Raw genomic sequence first — 26,909 nt, 5'->3', positions numbered from 1 at the left:
GATCTGCGCATTGGCTATCGTGCTAAATGTGGGATGTGGGCAAGCCCCTGCACAGCATTAGCGCAAGGGGCTCAGTGCCTAAAGTGACGTAAGTTCGTATTTTTTGATTTTCCGATATAGCGTCGCAATACCAATACCAAGTTCGTCTGCGGCCTGTTTTTTATTATTGTGGCGGCTCAGCGCTTCGCGGATCATCTGCCGCTCCATATCTTCAAGCCCTGTTGCGCCGTGCTCTTCACATGCCGCCGCGCTTTGATAGGGGACATCCTCTCGGTAGCTGCGTATTACCTGCCCATTGACCAAATTTGGAGGGAGCAGCGAGATATCAATCACTTCTCCGCTTGGAACCACGTTAATCAAATATTCCATCAGGTTGCTGAGTTCGCGCACGTTGCCCGGCCAGCGGTAAAGCTTGAGCAAAGACATCACTTCTGGCGCCATGCCCGGATAAACAATACCGATACGTTTGGTGTGTAGATTTAAAAAGTAATGCACCAGTAGTTCAATATCACCTTGGCGCTCACGCAGCGGCGGCAGCGTCATGGGAATAACGTTTAGACGATAATAGAGATCTTCGCGGAATTTTCCGTCGGCAATGTATTGCTCAAGGTTTTGGTTAGTAGCGGAAATAATTCTGATATCCACGGGGATCGGTTTACTGGAACCAATCGGTTGAACCTCACGCGATTCAATCGCACGCAGTAACTTAGCCTGCAGCGTCAGAGGCATATCCCCAATTTCATCTAAAAAAAGTGTTCCATTATTGGCCGCCTGAATCAGGCCTATTTTCCCATTCGCCGAAGCACCGGTGAATGCGCCTTTAACATAGCCAAATAATTCACTTTCTAGCAGTTGGTCTGGAATAGCTGCGCAGTTGATGGCAATAAATGGTTTGTTATTACGATCGCTCAGTTGATGTATAGCACGCGCCACCACTTCTTTACCGGTTCCGCTTTCACCAACCACGAGAATGCTGGATGGGCTGGGGGCAACGCGGGTGATCAGACGCTTTAAGGTACGAATTGGGCGGCATTCACCAACCAAATGTTCAATACGTGGGTCGTCAGGATTAAAATCAACGTTCATCGGTGAATGAGATTGATGAAATGCCATTAAAAAAAGCTGGTGGTCTTGAATATCATGCAGCTGACCAATAATAAGTTCCTGTTGTTCATCAAAGGAAATAATATGTTGCAGATGGCCGCTGGTATAATTTTGTTGAAAAGTAAGTGGCCTGATATTAAAGGTTTTACCCATAATTTGATCTTGAGACGCATTAAGCTGTTTTAATGCCGTGGGATTAGCAAATTTAGCTCTATTCTCATTATCAATAACCAGTACGCCTTGGTCCATATTCTCAATTAGGCTCATGAGTATTTTATTTATTCCGTCGCTACCTCCTTGGTTTTCTAGGAGCTTAGAGACAAAAAGATTGGATATATGGCGTACGTAGTCAGAGAATTCATGAATATTATCTTTTATTCTCTCTTGTTGTTCAGGCGTAAATGCCACCAAGCTGATCACTCCGATGCAGGCGTTTTGAAAAATAATAGGGATCCCAAGAAAAGCCTTCTCTTTGCAGCTGTCTTTGCTGGTACAGCCGTCACAAACCGGATCGAATCGCGAATGGATAACAACTTTTTCCTGCTTTGTATCAAGAACATATCTAAGCAATCTTGAGTTGCTATTGAGTTTTCGGCCAAAAAATTTCCCGTAGGGGCCAGTGCCCGATACTCGCGTCATATTGGCATCAACGATTTCGACTTCCAATTGTAAGACGCTGGCGAGCATTTTTGTGAAGCGTAAGATCGTCGGCTGAATTTGCATCAATATGGACTGAGCATTTATGGGTGTCATAATCAGAACCTTTCTCTAACGCTAAATTATTCGCGTTTATGGTTAGCGGGAATTATGTCCTTTTCACCCTACGATAATACATGAATAGAAAGTGTGGTTTGATAAACATCAATTGCCTTTTCTTAACTAGGATGAGTTTCTGTTGTTGGCATCACACTTTATTATCAAACTGATAAGAATATGGTTTTTGTTATCATTCTGGGTTGTCACTAAGCTGAGAATAACGTTTTTCTTTGCGGTACTTGCAAAGTGAAATAGCTTTCTTAGTGAGTTAATAATGTAACTATTACTAATATTCATAACTTCACATGCTGATTTTGAATAAATAATGAGGCTTAGCTCACATTATCCCTCCTATTTCATACGTTATCTCTCCATTAATCACAGCTTGGCATAGTTATTGTTTAAGAGTTAACAGTCGCTATTCACGGCGAGCGTTGAACTACCCGCCATACGTGCGCCATAGCAGATTAAATCAAACGCCAATCACTTACTTTGTAGGGCCATGAGATGAGAACAGTTAACGAATTAATCAAGGATATCAACGCGCTTAAGTCGAATCTGCATGAAAAAGATTTTCTGCTGACCTGGGAGCAAAGCCCAGATGAGCTGAAACAGGTTCTGGATCTGGCCGAAGCATTAAAAACCATGCGCGCAGAAAACATTGCGACCAAGATTTTCAATAGTGGTTTAGGCATCTCCGTTTTCCGCGATAACTCCACAAGAACCCGTTTTTCTTATGCTTCCGCCCTGAATTTGCTGGGATTAACCCAACAAGATCTGGATGAAGGCAAATCACAGATTGCGCATGGTGAAACCGTGCGTGAAACCGCGAACATGATCTCTTTCTGTGCCGATGCCATTGGTATCCGTGATGACATGTATCTTGGCGCAGGTAACGCTTATATGCGCGAAGTGGGTGCCGCGCTGGATGAAGGCTATGAACAAGGGGTTCTGCCACAGCGTCCGGCATTGGTAAACCTGCAATGTGACATTGATCATCCAACGCAGTCGATGGCCGATCTGGCTTGGCTCCAAGAGCATTTCGGCAGCTTAGAAAACTTAAAAGGCAAAAAAATTGCCATGACGTGGGCGTATTCACCAAGCTATGGCAAACCACTTTCTGTTCCGCAGGGCATCATCGGTCTGATGACCCGCTTTGGTATGGATGTCACGCTGGCTCACCCAGAAGGCTATGACCTCATTCCAGATGTGGTTGCGGTGGCGAAACAAAACGCTGAATCCTCTGGTGGTAGCTTCCGTCAGGTGAACTCCATGGCTGAAGCCTTCAAAGACGCGGATATCGTTTATCCGAAATCATGGGCTCCTTACAAAGTCATGGAAGAGCGTACCGAACTGCTGCGTGCGAACGATCATGACGGTCTGAAAGCGCTGGAAAAACAGTGTCTAGCAGAGAATGCCAAACATAAAGATTGGCACTGCACCGAAGAGATGATGAAGCACACCAAAGATGGTGAAGCGCTCTACATGCATTGCCTGCCAGCGGATATCTCAGGCGTGTCTTGTAAGGAAGGGGAAGTCACCGAAGGCGTCTTTGAAAAATACCGTATTGCTACTTACAAAGAAGCCAGCTGGAAGCCTTATATCATCGCCGCCATGATCGTTGCGCGTAAGTTCTCGAAACCGGGTCTGGTGCTAGAGCAGCTGCTGAAAGAAGCACAAAAGCGTATCAAGTAATACTGTCTGCACCGGCGCATCTGTCGATGCGTCGGTATCTCCGCCTCTGGCGGATACTCTCCTGATGAGGATGGGTTATGTCTGTTTTCTCTATGAAAGTGGATATTGCGCAAAACCGTTTTTTCAACGGTGAAACGTCTCCACTTTTCTCACGCGCAGAAGCGCAAAAGGCCCGCGCCTTCCACAAAAAAATAACGGGTTATCAACCTACGCCGCTCTGTTCTTTAGATGAATTGGCTCAGCTTTTTGGCGTTAATAAAATTTTAGTCAAAGATGAGTCTCAGCGTTTCGGTTTGAACGCTTTCAAAATGTTGGGTGGGGCTTACGCGATTGCACGTTTGCTGTGTGAAAAATACCAAATTGACATCAATACGTTTTCTTTCGAAAAGCTGAAGTCGACGCTGACAGAAAAAATGACGTTCGCCACCACTACCGATGGCAACCATGGGCGCGGTGTGGCATGGGCCGCTCAGCAACTTGGCCAAAACGCCGTTATTTATATGCCGAAAGGCTCCGCACGTGAGCGCGTAGATCATATCCGCAATCTGGGTGCGGAATGCATCGTGACCGATATGAACTACGACGACACGGTGCGTTTAACCATGAAAACCGCCCAAGAACGCGGCTGGGAAATCGTGCAAGACACCGCGTGGGAAGGGTATACCAAGATCCCTACGTGGATTATGCAGGGTTATTCCACGCTGGCCGACGAAGCGGTCGAGCAAATGCAGTCGATGGGCATTCAGCGCCCAACACATGTCTTTTTACAGGCGGGCGTAGGCGCAATGGCTGGTGGCGTTTTGGGCTATCTGGTTGATGTCTTCGGCGCCGAAAAACTGCATTCCGTGATTGTTGAACCCGATCTTGCCGACTGTGTTTTCCGTTCAGGTTTAAAAGGTGAAATCGTCAACGTGGGCGGCGATATGGCGACCATTATGGCTGGTTTAGCCTGCGGTGAGCCAAATCCGCTCGGATGGCCACTGCTGCGCAACTGCGCCACTCAGTTTATCTCCTGCCAAGACAAAGTGGCTGCGCTAGGTATGCGCGTTCTTGGTAATCCATTGGGAAGCGATCCGCGCATTGTTTCTGGTGAATCCGGTGCCGTTGGGCTGGGCGTCTTGGCCGCTGTTCATCACCATCCAAAACGTGAAGAGCTGATGCAACAGCTGGGTTTAAATCATGATTCTGTTGTGTTGCTGATTAGCACGGAAGGCGATACCGACGTTAAACATTACCGAGAAGTCGTTTGGGAAGGGAAACATCCCGCCTGTAGCTGAAAGCGATGAAATTAACGACTTTTTGACCTTTATTTTCTCGCCGTAAGCGAGCTAACACATTGGAGTTTAAGAAAATGGCTAAGCAAGTTCCTTTCGAAATGGTGTTGGAAAAAGCGTATCAGTACAAAGATGAAATGACCCGCTTTCTGCGCGATATGATCGCTATCCCAAGTGAAAGCTGTGATGAAAAGTTAGTGGTGCAGTGCATTAAAAAAGAGATGGAAAAAGTCGGTTTCGATAAAGTCGAAATTGACCCAATGGGCAATATTCTGGGTTATATCGGTCACGGACCGCATCTGATTGCAATGGATGCCCATATCGATACCGTTGGGATCGGCAATATTAAAAACTGGAACTTCGATCCCTATCAGGGAATGGAAGATGATGAGCTGATTGGTGGGCGTGGTGCATCGGATCAGGAAGGCGGCATGGCATCGATGGTTTATGCCGGTAAGATCATTAAGGATCTGGGGCTGGAAGATCAATACACGCTGCTGGTGACCGGTACTGTTCAAGAAGAAGACTGTGACGGCCTGTGCTGGCAGTACATTATTGAGCAATCTAAAATCCGTCCTGAGTTTGTTGTTAGTACTGAACCTACAGACTGCCAAATCTATCGCGGCCAGCGTGGACGCATGGAAATTCGCGTGGACGTGCAGGGCATCAGCTGCCACGGCTCTGCGCCAGAACGCGGTGACAACGCCATTTTCAAAATGGGCCCGATCCTTAACGAATTAAAAGAACTGTCGAACCATTTAGGCAACGATGATTTCTTGGGCAAAGGGACGTTAACCGTATCTGAAATTTTCTTCACCTCGCCAAGCCGTTGCGCCGTTGCTGATAGCTGCGCAGTCTCCATCGACCGCCGTTTAACCTGGGGTGAAACATGGGAAGGGGCACTGGACGAGATCCGTGCGCTGCCAGCAGTGAAAGCGGCAAACGCCGTGGTATCAATGTACAACTATGAACGACCGTCTTACACCGGTTTGGTATATCCAACCGAGTGCTACTTCCCAACATGGAAAGTGGAAGAAGACCACATCACGGTGAAAACCCTGAGCAAAGCCTACGAAGGGCTGTTTAACAAAAAGCCGGTTGTAGATAAGTGGACCTTCTCGACAAATGGCGTTTCTATCATGGGTCGTCATGGCATTCCAGTTATCGGTTTTGGCCCAGGCAAAGAGCCAGAAGCGCATGCACCAAATGAAAAAACCTGGAAAGACCATTTAGTGACCTGTGCTGCCATGTACGCCGCCATCCCTCTGTCTTACCTTGATGAACTGAAAAAATAATTAGCGTTTATTGCGTAACCCACTCCCGCCGAAATTTGGCTGGAGTGGTTTTTTCAGTATGGCATTCAAGGAAACCGAACCAATGAAAAAGCTGATTAAGAATGGCGTAGTGGTTAGCGCAGACGGTGAGGTTCGTCAGGATCTGCTTATCGAGAACGGAGTGATTGCACGTGTGGCAGCACACATCTCCGACGATGAGGCTGAAGACATCATCGATGCCAATGGGTGCTACGTGATGCCCGGAGGAATTGATGTCCATACGCATTTTAATATCGATGTTGGAATAGCCCGTAGCTGTGATGATTTTTTTACCGGCACACGCGCAGCGGCCTGCGGCGGTACAACAACCATTATTGACCATATGGGATTTGGGCCAGCGGGATGCAATTTGCATCACCAGCTAAACGCTTACCATCAATATGCGGCGGGCAAAGCCGTGGTGGATTACAGCTTTCACGGGGTGATCCAGCATATTGACGACGACATTCTCAATGAAATGTCATCCATGGTGCATGACGAAGGGATTAGCAGTTTTAAGCTCTATCTGACGTACAACTACAAGCTTGGCGATGCCGATGTGCTGCGCGCTTTGCAGCAACTACATAAGGTTGGCGCGTTGGCGACGGTGCACCCTGAAAATGATGCCGCGATTGCGCTACGGCGCGAGCAGTTTATCTCCGAAGGCAAAACGTCGGCGATGTACCATGCATTGAGCCGCCCGCTCGAGTGCGAGGCTGAGGCCATTAGCCGGATGATTAATCTAGCCCAGCTCGCAGGAAATGCACCGCTGTATATCGTTCATCTCTCGAACGGATTGGGACTGGACTATTTACGATTAGCGCGAGAACGGCACCAGCCTGTTTGGGTGGAAACTTGCCCGCAATATTTGCTGTTGGATGAACGTAGCTATCAACGAGAAGATGCGTTGAAGTTTATTCTCAGTCCTCCGCTACGTAATCATCGAGAGCAAGACAAATTGTGGTGCGGTATTGCTGACGGCGCTATTGATACAGTTGCGACCGACCACTGCACCTTCCCTTATCAACAGCGCATTACGATGTCGGACGGGAATTTTACCCGCTGCCCAAACGGCTTGCCCGGCGTCGAAAATCGTATGCAACTGTTGTTCTCTGAGGGTGTGATGACAGGCCGGATTTCGCCTGCGCGTTTTGTGCAGCTAACCAGTACCAATCCTGCTCGCTTGTTTGGCTTGTGGCCTCAGAAAGGCAATCTCTCTGTGGGGGCTGATGCTGATGTCATCATTATTGACCCACTGAAAAACGTTACCATCGAACACGCTCATCTCCATGATAATGCTGATTATTCACCCTATGAAGGCTATCGCTGCCAAGGTGAAATCATTGCCACGCTTTGCCGGGGTGAATGCGTATACCAAGACAAAAAATTTACCGGGCAGGCTGGCTTTGGTCGCTTTATTCACCGCCAACCTTTTGCTCAATCCACCATTATTTAATCGTTTAACTTACGTCACCAATATTTGCGAGGGATAGGATGAAAAAGAAAATTGTGCTTGCGCTGGGCGGCAATGCGTTAGGTGAAGGACTCGCCGAGCAAATGCAGGCGGTAAAATCGACGGCGAAAGCGATTGTGGATTTGATTGCTCACGGTCATCAAGTGGTGGTGACGCACGGCAATGGCCCACAGGTGGGAATGATCAATCAGGCGTTTGAAGCAGCGGCGAAAACGGAGGCACATACGCCAATGTTACCCATGTCTGTTTGTGTCGCGCTCAGTCAGGGCTACATTGGTTACGATCTGCAAAACGCGCTGCGTGAAGAACTGCTAGATCGTGGGTTACATACGCCGGTTGCCACGATTATTACGCAGGTCATCGTTGATGCCAAAGATCCGGCTTTCGCTAACCCAACTAAGCCAATAGGCTCTTTCTTCTCGCAAGAAGAGGCGAAAGTGCTGACGCAAAATGGCTACATCATGAAAGAGGATTCAGGCCGTGGCTATCGTCGCGTTGTGGCTTCGCCAAAACCGGTTGATATCGTGGAGAAAGAAACAGTGGCCGCGATGCTGAATGCGGGACAGGTCGTGATCACGGTCGGCGGTGGCGGCATTCCTGTTCTGCGTGAAGGCAACCACTTACGTGGAGCGGGAGCGGTTATCGATAAAGACTGGGCGAGTGCCAAACTGGCTGAAATGATCGACGCAGATATGCTGATTATCTTAACCGCGGTAGAAAAAGTGGCGATTAACTTTGGTAAGCCTAATGAGCAATGGCTCGATCAATTGAGTATCGCCGATGCTCAGCGCTTCATTGAAGAGGGACATTTCGCCAAAGGTTCGATGTTGCCTAAGGTTGAAGCGGCGGTTTCATTTGCGGAGTCTCGGCCTGGTCGCCAAGCTCTGATTACCGTGTTGAGTAAAGCCCAACAGGGCATTGAGGGAAAAACCGGAACGGTGATTTCTCATTAAATTGTGAGGCAGTAAGTTCGCTCCATCTCTTTTCTTGATTCCATGCCTGAATTAAGAAAAAAGATGGAGCGATTGAGAAAGAACAAATTAGTGTTTGCGATCCAGTTTCATCATGGCTTCCAGAACCGCACCACCAATAGCACGCGCCTTATCCGAAACGGTAGTGTAGTCAGCCTCAGCGCCGCGCGGATCGATATCGCCAATTTTAAATCCGGCGCTCACTTCTAACCCTTCGCTTAATAAACCTCGCACCATCCCTGACAGCGGAGCAAACACCGGTGTTTCTCCGATATGCCCCATCACATCGCCTTCTTTAACTAAATCACCCAGCGCAACGCAGCAATGCATGATGCCTGAAGCGGGAGCACGAATAACACGGCGCGTGGTGTGACCGGCAATATTGCCGGGGACTCCGGTATTTGGTTGGGTATAACCTTGATAGATGACGCGGCCAAGATAGTGTCCACGGTTGGTTTCAATGACGGCGTCACAGTCATGCCCAGCATTAAATCCGGGGCCCAGAGCGACAGTTATCGGTGCCATATCTTTGTGGGTGCCTAAGTTTTGTTTCGCCAAAATAGCATCAACTAAAAAACGTGGTTTGAGTTCGCTGAGATAGCTGGCTTGCTCATCAACAAGCACGGGGATTTCAGCGCGATCAAGTATGCTAAAGGCCTCGTCGACGCTGCCTGCTTTTCTCGCCGTTACGCTTTCAACCGTCATTTCGTTATCGAAAATAGCCTGAGCAAACGCGACGGTTCGGCGGATGACGGTAGGCTTGGCAATGTCTAACATGATGACATGGAAACCGGCATGATAAAGCCGTAACGCGACGCCGGTGGCGATATCGCCAGACCCTCGAATGACGACGAGTTTGTCGCGTTTCAATCTCACATCATCCTGCTTTAACCCGCCAGCGGCATGATTTTTTATCTGTAATACTTCGGCCATGATGCTGACGGCAATCTCTTCTGGCGTTTCTGCTCCGATGTTGTAGCCAATCGGGGCATGCAGCCGTTCAAGATGCTCTTGCGTGATGCCCTGCTGACGCAATGCTTGTGTGAACGTTTGCACTTTTCTGCGGCTCGCAAGCAGGCCGAGATAGCTCACCGGCTTTTCGATTAAGACATCAAGGGCTTCTTTGTCTTGGCTGTTGGTTGCAATGATGACGAAGTTTTCTTTTTCGATATTTAGCTTTTCAATAGCTGCGTTGAAGGTCTCCGCATGAATCAGCGTAGTGCCCGCGGGAAACAGCGCCGGATCAAGACTGGAAGCGTAGGTGTCAGCAACGTGCAAATCGAAACCGAGCAGAGCTGCGGCCTGAGCAATCGCCCGGTTAACATGCCCCGCACCAATTAAAACTAAGCGGGGGCGGAGCCCATGCACGTCAATATAAACCGACATAGCCCCGCCGCAGTCAGAGCCGACGGCATCTTGACCATTACGCGCCATGCGTCCATGAAAAACACGTGCTTTGCGTTCAGATAAGGCTTCGAGTGCCTGATCAATGACCAGACGCTCGACCATGCCGCCACCGATAGTGCCAACGATGCTGCCATCGGCCAATACCAGCATTTGGCCTGAGTGGCGCGGTGTTGAACCTCGACTTTCAATAATCTGCGCTAAAGCAAAGGGTTTGTTTTCTGCTTCCAGTCGTGCTGCTTGTGCAAAAATGTTCATAGCAACCTCAAGATCCCCGTAATTATTCGTCAATTCCTTTGTGTGGTATGCGACTGACATAACTGGTGTGTAATTGGAGGTGATTCTTGAACTGCGCCAATCCAAATGGTGTCGAGCTCGGGCCGTGCATCTAGCAGAGCGGTCAGTAGGCCCAATAGCGCATTATCAATCTGATAAAGTCGATTAATAAACCAAACCCGTAGCGCTTGCGGCGGTGAGCCTTTGAACATTCCATCGGGGTGAGCAATGAATCGCTCAAATACCGAAATATTTAACCTATCTCCGGCTTTTATGTCGCAAAGATCGGCAAAAATCGGCCAACGATGGATCTGTTCAGGGTCTGCAGGATTATTAATGACAAGGCCTCCAGTCAGTGCAATGACACATCTACTGCTTTGGGGGATGCAAGGTTCATGCCCTGCTGGTGTTTTGAGTAATCGCTGATGGGCGCCGTCTGCTTCAACTAAGATGACATCAAAGAGCTGAGCGGCTTGTAGCATGTCGGCTTGCTCAGTGGTAATACCTGAAACTTTGTGGGTGGCCGCGTTATATTCAGTGAATAGTGCTACGATCTTGGAGGCGCAAGGCGATGTTTCTTTCAACCCAACGAGAGTGTGCCAATATTCTTTTTCAATGATAGTGTGGGCCTGTGAGGCTTCTGGAAGAAACATATGCGTGGTGGTGGTGATTAATACGCTGAGGCCTTGCTGAGAAAATCGCTGGGCAAGCCAAAATAGCGTACTGGTTTTACCGCCGGCGCCAATGAGGCTGATCAAATATGACTTATTATTTTTTACGCTGAAAAGCACATCATTAAATAGTACGTCTTTATCAGAATTCATAAGCATTCATTAAAGGTTATGCAGAGAGGGAATGATGAATCAGAAAAGAGGAAAACATCCGTACGCGAATATATCTCCGGTTGAGAATTTGAAACCGCGTGAAAATGTTGACTGTATCATTACCGCTGCGGGCCTTTCCTCTCGAATGGGGCAATGGAAAATGATGCTACCTTATAAACAAGGAACAATTCTTGATTCAAGTATAGAAAATGCGAGGCAGTTTTGTAACCGTATTATATTAGTTGTTGGGTATCGCGGTGATGAACTGTATGAGCGTTATAATACTGAGAGTGATATCACAGTTGTTGCAAATAATAATTACGTCAGCGGATTATTTTCTTCTATACAGGCGGCAGGTCCGATCGTTAAAACAGATTATTGCTTTATCACTCACGGTGATATTCCTTGTTTGAACCGTGAGATTTTCCATCAGGTTTGGCTTAAACGTGGGCCATACGCGCTGTTGCCCTGTCACCAAGGAACGCCGGGACACCCCGTATTGCTGCCTCAAAGCATCATAAAACGAGCTTGCCAAAATGATGTGTCTGTATCATCAATGCGCGAGTTTTTGCTCGCGGGAGAGTATCGCTATCTTAATATGCCGCAGCCGCAAACGATTATGGATATAGATACACCAGAGGCATATCAACGATTACTAAAAATATAATGTATACGGCCGTGGGTTATTTTATTTCTTGCTGGATGTTTAGTAAGGAATAGATGTTTTAATTCTGTTTATCGATTGCGCTCTCACTTTTAAAAGTAGCGCTCATTATTTTTTATCAAACTGATATTGTATTATTCTAATTTGATAATTTATTCTTGGGTTAGATAATTTGCTAATTATTTGTTGCTGCCGCATTGATTTATATTCTCATTTGTTTAGTGAGCGATTTCACAAATAAAAAACACTATTCGAGTTGGCTCACGAAATTAGCTTTTTTCTTATGGCTAGAAAACCTTTGGCTCGATTGTTGCTCCCATATCTCCTATCCGTAGAGGATTGATAATCCTCTGCCATTTTACATTTGAGCATGTCGCAGCAAGGAGATAGTCATGGGAGATATTATGCGCCCCGTTCCTTTCGAGGAACTTTTGACGCGTGTTTTCGACGAGTATAACGAAAGCCACTCAATCTTCGGGATACCGGAACAGCAGTTTTATCGCAAAGACAATGACCGACTCATCAAGGTATTTGGCGAAACCTGTGAAACCCCTATGGGACCAGCCGCTGGGCCACATACACAGCTTGCGCAAAATATCATTGTGTCTTGGTTGACCGGTGGGCGCTTTATTGAGTTGAAAACGGTGCAAATTCTTGACCGCTTAGAGTTAGACAAACCGTGTATCGATGCTGAAGACGAATGCTTTAACACCGAATGGTCAACGGAATTCACGCTGCAAAAAGCCCATGACGAATACTTGAAAGCCTGGTTTGTTTTGCATTTACTCGAAGCTCTTTTTGACCCTCGCACGCAGGGCGAAGCCAAGTCATTTATCTTTAATATGAGCGTTGGCTATAACCTTGAAGGCATCAAGCAACCCGCCATGCAGAACTTTATCCACAGCATGATGGATTCTACCCAACACCCGAAATATGCCGAATATCAGTCCGTTCTGTCTCATTTCATCCGCACACAACTTGAATCGCGTTCAGCGCAGCTCAGCCAACTGCCGCAGCAAATTCCCGCGCAAATGGTTCATGGGGTCACGCTCTCAACCATGCACGGTTGCCCGCCGAATGAAATTGAGGCTATTTGCCGCTACATGCTGGAGGAGAAAGGGCTCAATACCTTTGTTAAGTTGAACCCTACGCTGCTTGGCTACCCTCGCGTACGTGAAATTCTCGACACCTGTGGCTTTGATTATATTGGCCTGAAAGAAGAGTCCTTTGAGCATGATTTGAAGCTAGAGCAGGCCATTTCGATGCTGCAAAGATTGACTGCCTTAGGTCAGCAAAAGCAACTTTGCTTTGGGGTGAAACTGACTAACACGCTCGGCACCATCAATCACAAAGGCGCGCTGCCGGGTGAAGAGATGTATATGTCTGGACGCGCGCTGTTCCCTCTGTCCATCAACGTGGCTGCCGTCTTATCGCGAGCGTTTAACGGTGAACTGCCGATCTCGTATTCCGGCGGTGCGAGTAAATTTAATATTCGCGATATTTTTGATACTGGTATCCGGCCTATCACGATGGCAACGGATTTGCTCAAGCCGGGAGGATATCTACGCCAGCTAGAGTGCATGCGTGAGCTGGATCAGTCTGATACGTGGGGCATGACCAAAGTCGACGTTGAGCGCTTAGAAGCTCTGGCGAAGAAAGCCGTTAGCATGGAATACACCCAGAAACATTGGAAAGCGCAGGATCGGATTGATGCGGGTGGCCCACTGCCGATGACCGATTGTTATGTGGCACCGTGCGTGACCGCCTGTGCGATCAAACAGGATATTCCCGAGTATATCCGTTTGCTTGGCGAACAACGCTACGCCGATGCATTAGAACTGATTTATCAGCGCAATGCGCTGCCTGCCATTACCGGACACATCTGCGATCACCAGTGTCAGTACAACTGTACCCGTATGGACTATGACAGTGCGCTAAACATTCGCGAGCTGAAAAAGGTGGCCTTGGAAAAAGGCTGGGATGAATATCAGAAACGCTGGCATAAACCTGCGGGCTCTGGCTCTAAGCATCCGGTTGCGGTGCTAGGCGCAGGGCCAGCAGGGCTTTCTGCGGGATATTTCTTGGCGCGGGCGGGCTATCAGGTCACTTTGTTCGAGCGTGAAGCCAACGCGGGCGGGGTGGTAAAAAACATTATTCCTCAGTTCCGTATTCCGGCTGAAACTATCCAGCATGATATCGATTTTGTTGCCGCACACGGAGTGAAATTTGAGTTCGGCTGTGATCCTGCATTAACCGTGGATAAGCTGACTCAGCAAGGCTTCCGCTACGTCTTTATTGGGGTCGGAACCGACAAAAATAGCGGCGTGAAACTGGCGGGTGACAACCGCAACGTTTATAAATCACTGCCGTTCCTGCGTAGCTATAACCGTGGCGATAAACTCTCTTTAGGACGTCACGTTGCCGTTGTCGGTGCGGGGAATACCGCCATGGACTGCGCGCGTGCGGCGCTGAAGGTCCCCGGCGTAGAAGACGTGACCGTTATCTATCGTCGTACCTTGAATGAAATGCCAGCCTACCGCGAAGAGTATGAAGAAGCGGTTGAAGACGGCGTGAAGTTTATGTTCCTGACTAACCCAGAGCAGTTTGATGCCGATGGCACGCTAACCGCGCGGGTGATGGAGCTCGGCGAACCCGATGAGAAAGGCCGCCGTCGCCCAGTGGCAACGGATAAAACCATCAAGCTACGCATGGACGCGCTGATTACCGCCATTGGTGAACAGGCCGACTGCGCGGCGCTCAGTGCGATGGGCGTGCCATTAAATGCCGATGGTTGGCCTGCGGTAAACACCGAGACCGGCGAAACTCCGCGCCCTAACGTGTTCTTAATTGGTGATGTGCAAAGTGGCCCTCCTTCCATCGTAGCGGCTATCAGTACTGCTCGGCGCGCGACTGACGAAGTGCTCAAGCGTGAAAATATCCAGACTCATCACGGTGATAAGCAGTGGTCTAATGTCGATCCGGCCGAGATTTATCAACGTAAAGGCGCGATCAGCGTGTTGATGGTGGATAAAGAAGAGCGCGAAGCCTTTGTAGCTCAGGAAGCGCAGCGCTGTTTGGAGTGTAACTATATCTGTAGCAAGTGCGTTGATGTGTGTCCAAACCGCGCCAACGTGTCTATTGCCGTTCCAGGATTCCACGATCGTTTCCAAACCCTACACTTAGATGCTTATTGCAACGAGTGCGGCAACTGCGCGCAGTTCTGCCCGTGGCAAGGGAAACCCTACAAAGACAAAATTACCATCTACAGCCTGCCAGAAGATTTTACCAACAGCACCAATCCAGGATTCTTTGTCGATAACGATAACGTCAGCGTACGACAAGGTAAGCAAATCTGGCATCTGCATATTGATAAACAAGGCCAGCTTGATGATGTTCCACCTGAGTTGGAAGACATGTGCCGCATCATTAGCCATGTTCACAACCATCATCACTATCTGCTTGGCCGAGTGGAGGTTTAATTATGCTGATCCTAAAAAATGTTACGGCGGTTCAGTTCGAACCTGCTTCGGTACAACACGGTATTGATATTGCGATTGAAGGCTCGCTTATTAAAGAGGTGGGCAGCCAGCTGGTTGCCAAATATCCGCAGGCGGACGTGAAAGATATGCAGGGTAAATGGGTTATGCCGGGCATTGTGTGTGCGCATAACCATTTTTACTCCGGATTATCGCGCGGAATTATGGCCAATATCGCTCCTAGCCCTGATTTCATCTCCACCTTGAAAAACCTGTGGTGGCGCTTAGACCGCGCTTTGGATGAGGAATCACTGTATTACAGTGGGCTAATTTGTTCGCTGGAAGCCATCAAAAGCGGCTGCACCGCCGTTATCGATCACCATGCTTCACCCAACTACATTGCGGGGTCATTAAATACGCTGCGTAAGGGGTTTATTAAAGCAGGGCTGCGCGGTATGACCTGCTTTGAAACCACCGATCGTAACGGCGGCAATAAAGAGCTTCAGGCGGGAGTAGAAGAGAATATTGCCTTTGCTCAGTTGATCGATAGCGCGAAGAAACAGGGGAGTGAACCCTACCTCGTGGAGGCTCATATCGGTGCTCATGCGCCTTTCACCGTGTCGGATGCGGGTCTGGATATGCTGCGTGAAGCGACTAAAGCCACGGGGCGTGGCCTACATATTCACGCAGCGGAAGACAGCTACGACGTATCCCACAGCCACGATAAGTATGGCAAAGATCTGATTGTACGCTTGGCGGAACACGATCTGATCGACGCCAAAACGCTGGTGGCGCACGGTCTGTATCTCTCTGAGGCAGACATTCAGATCATCAACCAGCAGGATGCGTTTTTGGTGCACAACGCCCGTTCCAATATGAACAATCACGTTGGCTATAACCAGCGCATTGGCGAATATAAAAATGTGGCTTTGGGAACGGACGGCATAGGCTCCGATATGTTTGAAGAGCTGAAATTTGCCTTCTTTAAACATCGTGATGCCGGCGGCCCAATGTGGCCAGACAGTTTCACGCGTTTCTTATGGAATGGTAATCGCTTACTGGAACGTAACTTCGGTGCTCACTTCGGTTGCTTAGCTGCGGGCTACAAAGCCGATCTTACCGTGTGTGATTATCCAGAGCCAACGCCGCTAGCAGCCCAAAATATTGGCGGACATCTGGCATTTGGTATGGGATCGGGCAGCGTCCGCAGTGTGATGGTTGAAGGACGCTTCGTTTATGAAAACGGTCAGTTCCCGTTTGATGTAACGCCAATCTATGCCGAAGCCAGCAAGGTGGCGGCACGGTTATGGAAGCGGATGGATGAGTTAGCATAACTGTTATACCGCCCCTTATTAGGGGCGGTTTGTCCTTCTAAGGGCAAATAACAAGAGGATGAAAAATGATTGAGCAATTTTTCTGGCCAGAATCCATTAAGCAGGCGCTTGAACTCAAGCACCAGTTTCAGGATGAGGCGGTCTATTTTGGCGGAGGTAGCAAGTTAAACGCGACGCCGACCAAAACGACAAAGAAGTTCGGCATCGCTTTATCAAAACTCGGGCTTGATAAGGTGAGTTTGCAGCAGGAAAAACTACACATTGGTTCTCAAGTCACGCTACAGAAGCTGATTGATACCCCGTTGGTCCCCGATGCGCTGCGTGATGCTCTGGGATTTATCTACTCTCGCCATCTCCGTAATCAAGCCACCCTAGCAGGCGAAATTATCGCCAAACAGAAAGAACGCGTTCTACTCCCCGTGTTGTTAGCGCTTGATGCGCTAGTGGTGGCGGCAACAGGCGAAACTCTCCGTCTAGAAGAATATCTGGATAACGATCGTGACGATCTTCTGCTAGAGGTGATCCTCCCCGATCCTTATCAAAACTGTTCAACGCGTAAGATCGCACGCTCTGCCGCTGGCTTAGCCGTGATAACCGCGGCGGTAGCTACCGGGTCCAATGGTGAAATGAAAATTGCCCTTGATGGCGTGTCTGAACGAGCAATACGACTGCGTGACGTAGAGTCTCGCGGCCTGAGTGATGATGCATTAGAGAAGGCCGTGAGCGATGCCATTTCCCCACGTGCTGATATCGGAGGCAGCGAAGCATACAAGCGCTATATCGCGGGTGTTGTCGTTGCAGAACTGTTGGCTGACTGTCAGCAGATGAGTGAGGAAAAGTGATATGAATATTCGCTTTACGCTAAATGGTACCCCTCGCACGTTGTCATGTGAGGCGGGGGATAACGTGCAGAAAGTCTTGTTCAATCTAGGCCTACATTCTGTACGTAACAGTGACGATGGGTTTGGGTTTGCGGGTTCCGATGCCATTATTTTTGACGGTGTGGTGGTTAACGCTTCACTGCTGATCGCCGCCCAACTTGAGGGAACGGTGGTCCGCACCGCAGAATCACTGGGCACGTGGAATCAACTTAGCCCGGTACAACAGGCGATGGTTGATGTGGGGATTGTGCAATCAGGCTATAACGATCCCGCGGCTGCGTTAATTCTTACCGAGCTGCTTGAGCGCATCCCGTCACCAACGCGAACTCAGATTGATGATGCATTATCGGGATTATTTAGCCGCGATGCGGGCTATCAGCAGTTTTATCAGGTGGTTGAATTAGCACAGGCACGCATGGCCGATCCTTTCTGCCAGCAGGAGATCGCACCGGAGTTTCGCGATGATTTGCAGGTGGTGGGCAAGCTGTGCCCAAAGGTCGACTCTGCCAAAATGGTGCAGGCTAAACCTTGTTACGTTGAAGATCGTGTTCCTGCCAATGCCTGCATTATCAAGATGCTGCGCAGCCCGCATCCGCACGCGCTGATTACGCATTTAGACGTGAGTAAGGCAGAAGCATTGCCGGGTGTGGTACATGTGATTACGCATTTGAACTGCCCCGATATTTATTACACGCCGGGGGGACAAAGCGCGCCTGAACCTTCTCCGCTCGATCGTCGTATGTTTGGTAAGAAGATGCGTCATGTGGGCGATCGTGTGGCTGCGGTCGTGGCCGAAAGCGAAGAGATTGCGCTGGCGGCATTAGCGTTGATAGATGTCAGCTTTGAGGTGTTGAAACCGGTCATGTCGATTGATGAGGCAATGGCCGACGGTGCACCGCTTGTTCACGATGAACCTATTATTTATGTGAACGGCGCACCGGCTGACCTTGAGGTGCAGAATCGGGGCTCGGCGACGCGGGGCGAGCACATGATTATCAACTTCCCGATTGGTGCAAAACCACATAGCAATATTGCCGCAGGCGTTCACGGCCGTATTGGGGATGTTGAAAAGGGATTCGCTCAGGCGGATGTCGTGATTGAACGCACGTATGAATCGACCCAAGCCCAGCAATGCCCGACAGAAACCCATGTCTGCTTCACCTATATGGACGGTGAGCGGCTGGTGATCCACGCGTCTACACAAGTTCCGTGGCATGTTCGTCGTCAGGTGGCGCGTTTAGTTGGGCTGAAACAAAATAAAGTCCACGTTATCAAAGAGCGTGTGGGTGGGGGATTTGGCTCCAAGCAGGACATTCTGTTAGAGGAGGTCTGTGCATGGGCGACCTGTGTGACGGGGCGTCCGGTCTATTTCCATTACACTCGCGAAGAAGAATTTATCAGTAACACCACGCGACACGTTGCTAAAGTGAAAGTGAAAATTGGGGCAACGAAAGAAGGTAAGCTTACCGCCATTGATATGGATTTCCGCGCCAACACTGGCCCTTATGGCAACCATTCGTTAACGGTTCCCAGCAATGGCCCCGCGCTTTCATTGCCTCTCTATCCTTGCGACAACGTCAATTTCCAAGTGACGACCTACTACAGCAATATCTGCCCGACCGGTGCTTACCAAGGCTACGGCGCGCCAAAAGGAAACTTTGCGCTAACCATGGCGCTGGCGGAGTTAGCTGAACAGCTCGATATCGATTTGCTGGATATGATCGAACTCAACCGTGTAATCGAAGGACAAGAGCTGAAAATATTAGGCGCGATTGGCGAGGGTAAAATGCCAACGTCGGTGCCAACGGCGGCTAGCTGTGCGTTAGAACCGATTTTGCGTAAAGGACGTGAGCTGATGAACTGGGGAGCCAATAAGGCACCACAGGGGGATTGGCGAATCGGTCAAGGTGTGGCGATTATCATGCAGAAATCCGGTATTCCAGATATCGACCAAGCGAACTGCATGGTGAAACTGGAGTCTGATGGCACGATTATCGTTCATTCAGGCGGCGCAGACATCGGCACCGGATTGGATACTGTTGTCACTAAACTTACCGCAGAAGTGTTGTGTTGTTCTCTGGCTGATGTGCATGTTATTTCGGGTGACACCGATCATGCGCTCTTTGATAAGGGGGCTTATGCGTCCTCGGGTACGTGTTTCTCCGGCAACGCTGCCAAGAAAGCGGCTGAAAATCTGAAAGAAAAAATTCGCTTCCACGGGGCCCAAATGTTGGGTGAGCCTATCGACGATGTGGTGATCGTCAGCCCAAGCATCGTGAGGGGCAAGCAGGGTGAAGTGAGCTTCGCTGAGATTGCACATAAAGCGGAAACGGGAACGGGCTTTGGTACGCTGGTTGCCACCGCGTGTTATATCACGCCAGATTTTGCTTTCCCGTTTGGCGCAAACTTTGCTGAGGTTGCGGTCAATGTGCGAACCGGTGAGATTCGGCTCGATAAGTTCTATGCATTGCTCGACTGTGGCACGCCGGTTAACCCAGAACTGGCGTTAGGGCAAATCTACGGCGCTTCTATGCGTGCCATCGGACACAGCCTGACAGAAAAGCTGTTTTATGATGAAAACGGTAGCCCTATAACGCGCGATCTACAGACCTACGGGGCTCCAAAAATTGGTGATATCCCACGCGATTTCCGCGCATTTCTCGTGCCCAGCGACGATAGGGTTGGCCCATTCGGCGCTAAATCCATTTCTGAAATCGGCGTGAACGGCGCAGCGCCAGCGATAGCGACGGCGATCCACGATGCCTGTGGTGTTTGGTTGCGAGAATGGCACTTTACACCGGAAAAAATCCTCCGAGGACTGAATAAACTCGAGGCGTAAGCGTAATAAGGTGCGGGGAAATCATCTCCGCACCTCTACGATTCAATAGTTAACTAAGCATGAGCTTTAGTCTGGATTCAATTTAATCTGGGCAGGGTTTCTGCATGGTTTTTCCCGCATTTATTGAATCAGATATTCAATTTCTCAGTGGAGTAGAAAATGTCTGATGTACAGCAAGTTGCAGATAAAACCGTTAAAAATGAGTCCTTATCTTCTGGGGATTCAGAGCTTATTTATCATCTTGATGATAAGCCGCCGTTGCATGAAATGTTGATCGGTGCGGTGACGCATCTCCTCGCCATTTTTGTCCCCATGGTTGCTCCTGCGCTTATTGTCGGCACCGCGCTAGGGTTATCTCCAGAGGTCACCGCCTATTTAGTTTCTATGGCGATGATTGCCTCGGGAATTGGTACTTTCATCCAGGTAAATCGATTTGGTCGTGTAGGGTCAGGATTACTCTCCATTCAATCGGTCAATTTTTCGTTCGTGACCGTCATGATTGCGCTGGGGGGCTCGATGAAAAAAGACGGGCTCGACGAACAGGCGATTATCTCCGCCTTACTCGGCGTGGCCTTTGTCGGTGCTTTCCTCGTTGTTGCCTCGTCGCAGGTTCTTCCCTATCTCAAACGCGTGATCACACCGACCGTTAGCGGCGTTGTGGTTCTGATGATTGGCCTTAGCCTGATCAAAGTCGGCATTATTGATTTTGGCGGCGGTTTACCCGCCAAAGGCGATGGCTCCTTTGGTAGCTATCAAAATCTCGGTCTGGGTTTTCTGGTGCTTTGCGTGGTGATCGGTTTTAACTGCTGCCAGAACGCGCTGTTGCGGATGGGGGGGATCGCCATCGGTTTAATCGTGGGGTATGTCTGTGCGTTGTTTATGCGTATTGTCGATTTCTCGACCCTAAAAGATCTGCCGATTATCACTATCCCTCAACCGTTTAAATATGGTTTCTCGTTTGATTTTCATGCCTTTTTGGTTGCCGCTACCATCTATCTTTTAAGTATTTTGGAGGCGGTGGGCAGCATCACGGCAACGGCGATTATTTCTGAACGTCCCATTGTGGGGGAAGAATATGATCGGCGATTATCCGGCGGTGTGCTGGCGGATGGTTTGGTTTCGGTGATCGCCTGTGCTCTGGGTTCTTTACCGCTGACCACGTTTGCGCAAAACAACGGCGTGATCCAAATGACCGGCGTAGCTTCACGACATGTGGGGAAATACATCGCGGCGATATTAGTGATTCTGGGCCTGTTTCCGGTTATTGGGCGTTTCTTTACCACCATCCCCGCGCCTATTTTAGGCGGCGCAATGACACTGATGTTTTCGATGATTGCCCTCGCAGGGATAAAAATTATTCTGTGCGGCGGTATGGATCGGCGTGAAACCCTGATTGTGGCGACAGCTTTGGGGATTGGGCTGGGCGTTTCCTACGATCCGCAAATCTTTCGTATCCTTCCTGATTCTATCTATGTGCTGTTTGAAAATCCTATCTGTGCGGGCGGCGTGACCGCCATCATTCTTAACCTGCTGATCCCAAGAGTGAATAAGCGTGGTCAAGAAGATGAGTTGGAAGAACTGATTAAGCCGGTGACTGAGAATTTTACTCAAGCGAAATAGCGGTTTGTCACTCTGACATGCTAATGGAGAAAACATCATGTCTGAACAACATGCTTTGAAAGCGATACGCGGTAATTTTTTAGATATCGTCAAAACAGTAGAGCAGCCTGAGGAAATTGAATCTCATCTGCGCTTTATTGAAGACGGCTTAATGTTGCTCCGCCGCGGGAAAGTTGAGTGGTTTGGCACATGGCAGGAAGGAAAGCATCTGATTCCAGAGGGCATCCGCGTGCGTGACTACAGCGGAAAAATGATCGTGCCCGGCTTTGTGGATACCCATATTCACTATCCGCAAAGCGAAATGGTGGGCGCTTATGGTGAGCAGTTGCTGGAATGGTTGAATAAACATACGTTCCCCGCCGAGCGACGTTATAACGACATTGAATACGCCCGCGAAATGTCAGCTTTCTTTATCAAGCAGCTATTGCGCAACGGCACCACCACGGCGCTGGTATTTGGCACGGTTCACCCCGAATCGGTTGATGCGCTGTTTGAGGCCGCGCATAACATCAATATGCGAATGATCGCGGGCAAAGTGATGATGGATCGCAATGCTCCTGATTATTTGCTCGATACCGCTGAAACCAGTTATAGCCAAAGCAAAGCGCTGATTGAACGCTGGCACCACAATGGGCGTTTGCTCTATGCCATTACGCCGCGTTTTGCTCCAACGTCGACGCCAGAACAGCTGGCAATGGCGCAGCGACTGCGTGAAGAGTATCCCGATACGTATCTCCATACCCACCTTTGTGAAAATAAAGACGAAATTGAGTGGGTAAAAGCTCTGTATCCAGAACGGAAGGGCTATTTAGACGTTTACCATCACTATGGGCTAACCGGTAAAAATAGCGTTTTTGCGCACTGCGTACATTTAGAAGAGCCAGAATGGGACTGTTTGCGCGATACCGGATCGTCTATCGCGTTTTGTCCTACGTCGAATTTGTATCTCGGCAGCGGCTTGTTCAACTTGAAAAAAGCGTGGCATAAACAGATTAAAGTCGGCATGGGTACGGATATTGGCGCCGGAACCACTTTCAATATGCTGCAAACGCTGAATGAAGCGTACAAGGTGATGCAGCTTCAGGGCTGGCGAATGTCTGCCTATGAGGCGTTTTATCTGGCGACCTTAGGCGGTGCCAAAGCATTGGGGCTTGATGACATTATCGGTAACTTCAATATAGGCAAAGAGGCTGATTTTGTGGTTTTAGAGCCAACGGCAACGCCGTTACAGCAGCTTCGTTACGATAACTCTGTGACTCTCATGGACAAATTATTCGTGATGATGACGCTTGGCGATGACCGTTCGATCTACAGAACCTACGTCGATGGACAATTAGTGTACGAACGCACCTAAAATGTCGATATCTTTAGTTGAAATGACGGTTTATAGGCCAGATAATCGTTTGCCTTAAATAACCGTCCCATTTTTATAACTGATGTGCTTGATGGGGTAATCGTTTGCTTTGTGGTTTTGTAGCAAGCTATAGATACCGCAAATGGATATTGCAAAGTTACGGTAATAAGAAAAACGCAGGTTCAGGCGTTAGCAATCTTGAACAACATTATTGTCATCATGCGCAATGTTAAAACACTCAGAGGACATCAATATGTCTAGCAATTCATCTCAAGAAGGGTCAGCGGGTAAATCGGGCGGTTCGCTTGACGCTTACTTTAAAATTTCTGCTCGTGGAAGCAGCGTTCGCCAAGAAGTGCTGGCGGGGGTTACCACTTTCCTTGCCATGGTGTATTCCGTTATCGTCGTGCCGAGCATGTTGGGTAAGGCTGGATTTCCCCCAGGAGCCGTGTTCGTTGCAACATGCTTAGTGGCGGCTTTTGGTTCCTTACTGATGGGGCTGTGGGCGAATCTGCCAATGGCCATCGGGTGTGCGATTTCCCTGACGGCGTTTACCGCGTTTAGTTTAGTACTCGGGCAGCACATCAGTATTCCAGTGGCTTTGGGCGCCGTATTCTTGATGGGTGTTCTGTTTACCCTGATTTCGGTCACGGGGATACGTTCGTGGATATTGCATAACCTGCCAATGGGGATTGCCCACGGAACGGGAATTGGTATTGGCCTATTCCTGCTGTTGATTGCCGCGAACGGCGTGGGCTTAGTGATTAAAAACCCACTTGAAGGGCTGCCGGTGGCACTGGGGGCATTCACTTCTTTCCCTGTGATGATGTCCCTGCTGGGGCTGGCCATTATTTTCGGTTTGGAAAAACTGAAAGTCCCAGGCGGCATTCTGCTGGTGATTATTGGTATTTCAATCATCGGACTGATTTTTGACCCAAGCGTGAAGTATCAGGGGCTGTTCGCATTGCCAAGCCTATCTGCTGCCGATGGTTCATCGCTGATCTTTAGCCTCGATATCATGGGGGCATTGAAGCCGGTGGTGTTGCCAAGCGTGTTGGCGTTGGTGATGACGGCGGTTTTTGATGCGACCGGTACCATCCGTGCGGTGGCTGGTCAGGCAAACCTGCTGGATAAAGACGGCCAGATCATCAGCGGTGGCAAGGCGTTAACCGCTGACTCAGTGAGCAGCATTGTCTCTAGTTTTGTTGGCGCGTCCCCTGCTGCGGTGTATATCGAATCGGCGGCGGGTACGGCAGCAGGCGGTAAAACCGGACTCACGGCTACCGTTGTTGGCGTGTTGTTCCTGCTGATTTTATTCCTGTCCCCGTTGTCCTATTTGGTTCCGGGATACGCAACGGCACCGGCGCTGATGTATGTTGGTTTGCTGATGTTGAGTAACGTTTCCAAGCTAGACTTCAATGACTTCGTTGATGCGATGTCGGGTCTGGTATGTGCGGTGTTTATCGTACTGACCTGTAACATCGTTACCGGTATTATGCTGGGCTTCACCACCTTAGTGATTGGTCGTATTTTCTCTAATGAGTGGCGCAAGCTGAATGTGGGCACGGTAATTATTGCGATTGCGTTAGTGGCATTTTATGCGGGCGGCTGGGCAATTTAAGTTTGCTGCGTGAAAACCGATAACGTTTAGAAGAGCGCCTCAGGGCGCTCTTTTTTTAAGTGATGAGCGCTTGCGGTCGCTATCTTCAACAGAAATAATACCATTGGTTACTTTCAGGTAATTCTCAGCCTATTTGCACACTTTTTCCTTTAGGACAAAAATCATAAGGTGATATGTTTGAAAGGGTATTTATAAGCAAAACGCGGTTGTATTTTGTAGTGAGACTAAGGAAAGCATGGAAATCTTCTTTACTATTCTGATCCTGATCCTAGTGGTGTCCTTATCTGGGGTGGTAACGCGTATGTTGCCGTTCCAAATACCGTTGCCGCTGATGCAGATTGCTATCGGGGCTCTGCTGGCATGGCCGCATTTTGGCCTGCACGTCGATTTTGACCCTGAACTTTTCCTCGTACTGTTTATTCCTCCGTTGCTATTCGCTGACGGGTGGAAAACGCCAACGCGAGAGTTTTTACACCACGGGCGTGAGATTTTAGGTCTGGCGCTGGTGCTGGTATTAATTACGGTGGTTGGCGTCGGATATTTCCTGCACATCCTACTGCCTGAAGTTCCTTTGGTGGCTGCGTTTGCTTTGGCTGCTGTGCTCTCTCCAACTGACGCCGTGGCGTTGGGGGGGATTGTGGGCAAAGGTCGCATTCCAAAAACCATTATGGGCGTGCTGGAAGGCGAAGCCCTGATGAACGATGCGTCTGGTCTGGTTGCGCTGAAGTTTGCTATCGCCGTTGCAATGGGAACGATGGTCTTCACCGTAGGCGGTGCGACTCTTGAGTTCCTTAAGGTCGCTATTGGTGGTCTGTTCGCCGGTGTTGCTGTGACATGGTTATACAGCAAATCGCTGCGTATCATGAGTCGCTGGTCCGGTGATGATCCTGCCACGCAAATTGTATTCTTGATGCTGCTGCCGTTTGCCAGCTATCTGATTGCTGAACACGTAGGTGTTTCCGGTATTTTGGCCGCGGTTGCCGCGGGGATGACCATCAGCCAATCGGGCGTGATTCGTAATGCTCCGTTGACGATGCGCCTGCGCGCTAACAGCGTTTGGGCAATGCTCGAATTCGTGTTTAACGGCATGGTGTTTATCATGTTGGGGCTACAACTGCCGGGAATTTTGGAAAGCTCCATTATTCAGGCGGAGCGCGATCCTACCATCCAGACATGGTTCTTGTTCACCGATGTTGCGTTAGTGTACGGCGTGCTGCTGGTGTTACGCTTCCTGTGGCTATGGTGCATGCGTCGCTTAAGTTTACGCTTCATGAAACGTAACCCGCTGCAGTTTGCCAGCTATAGCCTGCGTGATCTGTGGATTGCGTCGTTCGCGGGGGTACGCGGTGCCATTACCTTAGCTGGTGTGCTCTCCATTCCGTTGTTTTTGACCGATGGCACGCCATTCCCTGGTCGATATCAGCTGGTGTTTATCGCCACCGGGGTGATTTTATTCTCGCTTATCGTCGGGGTTGTCGTGCTGCCATTGCTGCTGAAAGGCATGGAGGTCAACGACACGAATACCTACCGAGAAGAAGAGACGATGGCGAAATCGGTTACGGCAGAAGTCGCGATTGAAAGCCTGAAGAAAATGCAGGAACGCTTGGAAGTCGATACCGAAGAAAACATCGATCCTCAGTTGCTGACAGAGGTGAGCTCGCGCGTGATCGGGAGTTTGCGTCGGCGCATTAGCACCAAGGAAAACGCCGAAGAGATGCGTAAGGTTGAAAACCTTGAACGTCGCTTCCGTTTAACCGCGCTACGCGCTGAGCGCGGTGAGCTTTACCACCTGCGTGCCACACAAAAAATCAGCAATGAAACGTTGCAGAAACTGCTGCACGACCTTGATTTGCTGGAAGCGTTGCTGGTGGAGAAGAGTGGGTAAGGTATCTTTATGTATGTGGGGGCGGTGTAATGTTTCGGCCACCGGTAAGTATTAAAACTCCTATGTAATCATTGATGTTGGTGTCCGACAAGGGAGTACCAGAGCGTACTCCCTTGACCCGCGCTCTTTTTACCGAGTCGTTTA

General features: G+C 49.3%; 17 protein-coding genes. 14 read left to right on the top strand and 3 right to left on the bottom strand.

Annotated elements, in window-relative coordinates; translation table 11 throughout:
* Positions 1 to 78: 78 nt before the first annotated feature.
* Complete coding sequence (locus BN1044_RS20470) at positions 79 to 1,857, bottom strand: sigma-54 interaction domain-containing protein (RefSeq protein ID WP_072310220.1); 1,779 nt, start codon at positions 1,855 to 1,857, stop codon at positions 79 to 81.
* A 510-nt stretch (positions 1,858 to 2,367) separates the two neighbouring features.
* On the opposite strand from BN1044_RS20470, the gene ygeW reads away from it, so the two are divergent.
* From ygeW to arcC, 5 genes are all read left to right on the top strand, one after another.
* Positions 2,368 to 3,555, top strand: a complete 1,188-nt coding sequence (ygeW, locus tag BN1044_RS20465) for a knotted carbamoyltransferase YgeW (RefSeq protein WP_072310219.1) — start codon at positions 2,368 to 2,370, stop codon at positions 3,553 to 3,555.
* Positions 3,556 to 3,632: 77 nt separating this feature from the next.
* Positions 3,633 to 4,832 carry a diaminopropionate ammonia-lyase gene (gene dpaL, locus BN1044_RS20460; protein WP_072310218.1) on the top strand — a complete coding sequence of 400 codons (1,200 nt, stop codon included), beginning with the start codon at positions 3,633 to 3,635 and terminating at the stop codon, positions 4,830 to 4,832.
* Positions 4,833 to 4,906: 74 nt separating this feature from the next.
* Entirely contained in the window at positions 4,907 to 6,124 is a 1,218-nt protein-coding gene (locus BN1044_RS20455) for a YgeY family selenium metabolism-linked hydrolase (protein ID WP_025798532.1), read from the top strand.
* An 82-nt stretch (positions 6,125 to 6,206) separates the two neighbouring features.
* Positions 6,207 to 7,598 carry a dihydropyrimidinase gene (gene hydA / locus BN1044_RS20450; RefSeq protein WP_072310232.1) on the top strand — a complete coding sequence of 464 codons (1,392 nt, stop codon included), beginning with the start codon at positions 6,207 to 6,209 and terminating at the stop codon, positions 7,596 to 7,598.
* Positions 7,599 to 7,636: 38 nt separating this feature from the next.
* Positions 7,637 to 8,569, top strand: coding sequence for a carbamate kinase (gene arcC, locus BN1044_RS20445; RefSeq protein ID WP_072310217.1), 933 nt, complete (start codon positions 7,637 to 7,639; stop codon positions 8,567 to 8,569).
* 87 nt (positions 8,570 to 8,656) lie between these two features.
* Here arcC and yqeB read toward each other — a convergent pair whose 3' ends face one another.
* Positions 8,657 to 10,249: a selenium-dependent molybdenum cofactor biosynthesis protein YqeB gene (yqeB, locus tag BN1044_RS20440; protein ID WP_072310216.1), complete on the bottom strand. Its 1,593-nt coding sequence runs from the start codon at positions 10,247 to 10,249 to the stop codon at positions 8,657 to 8,659.
* A 29-nt stretch (positions 10,250 to 10,278) separates the two neighbouring features.
* Positions 10,279 to 11,091 carry a selenium cofactor biosynthesis protein YqeC gene (gene yqeC / locus BN1044_RS20435; RefSeq protein ID WP_072310215.1) on the bottom strand — a complete coding sequence of 271 codons (813 nt, stop codon included), beginning with the start codon at positions 11,089 to 11,091 and terminating at the stop codon, positions 10,279 to 10,281.
* A gap of 31 nt (positions 11,092 to 11,122) precedes the next feature.
* On the opposite strand from yqeC, the gene BN1044_RS20430 reads away from it, so the two are divergent.
* The 9 genes from BN1044_RS20430 (at position 11,123) to BN1044_RS20390 (ending at position 26,765) form a co-directional block, all read left to right on the top strand.
* Complete coding sequence (locus tag BN1044_RS20430) at positions 11,123 to 11,758, top strand: NTP transferase domain-containing protein (RefSeq protein ID WP_072310214.1); 636 nt, start codon at positions 11,123 to 11,125, stop codon at positions 11,756 to 11,758.
* A gap of 389 nt (positions 11,759 to 12,147) precedes the next feature.
* Positions 12,148 to 15,234: a putative selenate reductase subunit YgfK gene (gene ygfK / locus BN1044_RS20425; RefSeq protein ID WP_072310213.1), complete on the top strand. Its 3,087-nt coding sequence runs from the start codon at positions 12,148 to 12,150 to the stop codon at positions 15,232 to 15,234.
* A 2-nt stretch (positions 15,235 to 15,236) separates the two neighbouring features.
* A complete protein-coding gene (gene ssnA / locus BN1044_RS20420) occupies positions 15,237 to 16,565 on the top strand; it encodes a putative aminohydrolase SsnA (protein WP_072310212.1) in 1,329 nt (442 codons plus the stop codon).
* Between the two features lie 65 nt (positions 16,566 to 16,630).
* Positions 16,631 to 17,407 (top strand): molybdopterin-dependent oxidoreductase FAD-binding subunit, encoded by a 777-nt coding sequence (gene ygfM / locus BN1044_RS20415; RefSeq protein WP_072310211.1) that lies wholly within the window; start codon positions 16,631 to 16,633, stop codon positions 17,405 to 17,407.
* Between the two features lies 1 nt (position 17,408).
* On the top strand, positions 17,409 to 20,285 hold the full coding sequence (locus tag BN1044_RS20410) for a molybdopterin-dependent oxidoreductase Mo/Fe-S-binding subunit (RefSeq protein ID WP_072310210.1): 2,877 nt from the start codon (positions 17,409 to 17,411) through the stop codon (positions 20,283 to 20,285).
* 159 nt (positions 20,286 to 20,444) lie between these two features.
* Entirely contained in the window at positions 20,445 to 21,905 is a 1,461-nt protein-coding gene (locus BN1044_RS20405; RefSeq protein WP_072310209.1) for a nucleobase:cation symporter-2 family protein, read from the top strand.
* Positions 21,906 to 21,942: 37 nt separating this feature from the next.
* Positions 21,943 to 23,259: a guanine deaminase gene (gene guaD, locus BN1044_RS20400; RefSeq protein ID WP_072310208.1), complete on the top strand. Its 1,317-nt coding sequence runs from the start codon at positions 21,943 to 21,945 to the stop codon at positions 23,257 to 23,259.
* Positions 23,260 to 23,512: 253 nt separating this feature from the next.
* Positions 23,513 to 24,880 (top strand): NCS2 family permease, encoded by a 1,368-nt coding sequence (locus BN1044_RS20395; RefSeq protein ID WP_040045600.1) that lies wholly within the window; start codon positions 23,513 to 23,515, stop codon positions 24,878 to 24,880.
* Positions 24,881 to 25,115: 235 nt separating this feature from the next.
* The gene (locus BN1044_RS20390; RefSeq protein WP_072310207.1) at positions 25,116 to 26,765 is read left to right on the top strand and encodes a Na+/H+ antiporter; all 1,650 of its coding nucleotides are present in this window, start codon (positions 25,116 to 25,118) and stop codon (positions 26,763 to 26,765) included.
* The last annotated feature ends 144 nt before the right edge of the window (positions 26,766 to 26,909 follow it).

The sequence above is a fragment of the Hafnia alvei genome, from assembly GCF_900095695.1.
Taxonomy (GTDB): Bacteria; Pseudomonadota; Gammaproteobacteria; order Enterobacterales; family Enterobacteriaceae; genus Hafnia; species Hafnia alvei_B.
This window is presented reverse-complemented; position numbering and strand designations above follow the sequence as displayed.

What these genes read in the sequence shown, in the direction of transcription:
- BN1044_RS20405 (WP_072310209.1), top strand. Translation starts at nt 20,445, where the DNA reads ATGTCTGATGTACAGCAAGTTGCAGATAAAACCGTTAAAAATGAGTCC.
- hydA (WP_072310232.1), top strand. Translation starts at nt 6,207, where the DNA reads ATGAAAAAGCTGATTAAGAATGGCGTAGTGGTTAGCGCAGACGGTGAG.
- ygfK (WP_072310213.1), top strand. Translation starts at nt 12,148, where the DNA reads ATGGGAGATATTATGCGCCCCGTTCCTTTCGAGGAACTTTTGACGCGT.
- BN1044_RS20390 (WP_072310207.1), top strand. Translation starts at nt 25,116, where the DNA reads ATGGAAATCTTCTTTACTATTCTGATCCTGATCCTAGTGGTGTCCTTA.
- arcC (WP_072310217.1), top strand. Translation starts at nt 7,637, where the DNA reads ATGAAAAAGAAAATTGTGCTTGCGCTGGGCGGCAATGCGTTAGGTGAA.
- ygeW (WP_072310219.1), top strand. Translation starts at nt 2,368, where the DNA reads ATGAGAACAGTTAACGAATTAATCAAGGATATCAACGCGCTTAAGTCG.
- ygfM (WP_072310211.1), top strand. Translation starts at nt 16,631, where the DNA reads ATGATTGAGCAATTTTTCTGGCCAGAATCCATTAAGCAGGCGCTTGAA.
- guaD (WP_072310208.1), top strand. Translation starts at nt 21,943, where the DNA reads ATGTCTGAACAACATGCTTTGAAAGCGATACGCGGTAATTTTTTAGAT.
- BN1044_RS20455 (WP_025798532.1), top strand. Translation starts at nt 4,907, where the DNA reads ATGGCTAAGCAAGTTCCTTTCGAAATGGTGTTGGAAAAAGCGTATCAG.
- BN1044_RS20410 (WP_072310210.1), top strand. Translation starts at nt 17,409, where the DNA reads ATGAATATTCGCTTTACGCTAAATGGTACCCCTCGCACGTTGTCATGT.
- ssnA (WP_072310212.1), top strand. Translation starts at nt 15,237, where the DNA reads ATGCTGATCCTAAAAAATGTTACGGCGGTTCAGTTCGAACCTGCTTCG.
- yqeC (WP_072310215.1), bottom strand. Translation starts at nt 11,091, where the DNA reads ATGAATTCTGATAAAGACGTACTATTTAATGATGTGCTTTTCAGCGTA.
- BN1044_RS20395 (WP_040045600.1), top strand. Translation starts at nt 23,513, where the DNA reads ATGTCTAGCAATTCATCTCAAGAAGGGTCAGCGGGTAAATCGGGCGGT.
- yqeB (WP_072310216.1), bottom strand. Translation starts at nt 10,249, where the DNA reads ATGAACATTTTTGCACAAGCAGCACGACTGGAAGCAGAAAACAAACCC.
- BN1044_RS20430 (WP_072310214.1), top strand. Translation starts at nt 11,123, where the DNA reads ATGATGAATCAGAAAAGAGGAAAACATCCGTACGCGAATATATCTCCG.
- dpaL (WP_072310218.1), top strand. Translation starts at nt 3,633, where the DNA reads ATGTCTGTTTTCTCTATGAAAGTGGATATTGCGCAAAACCGTTTTTTC.
- BN1044_RS20470 (WP_072310220.1), bottom strand. Translation starts at nt 1,857, where the DNA reads ATGACACCCATAAATGCTCAGTCCATATTGATGCAAATTCAGCCGACG.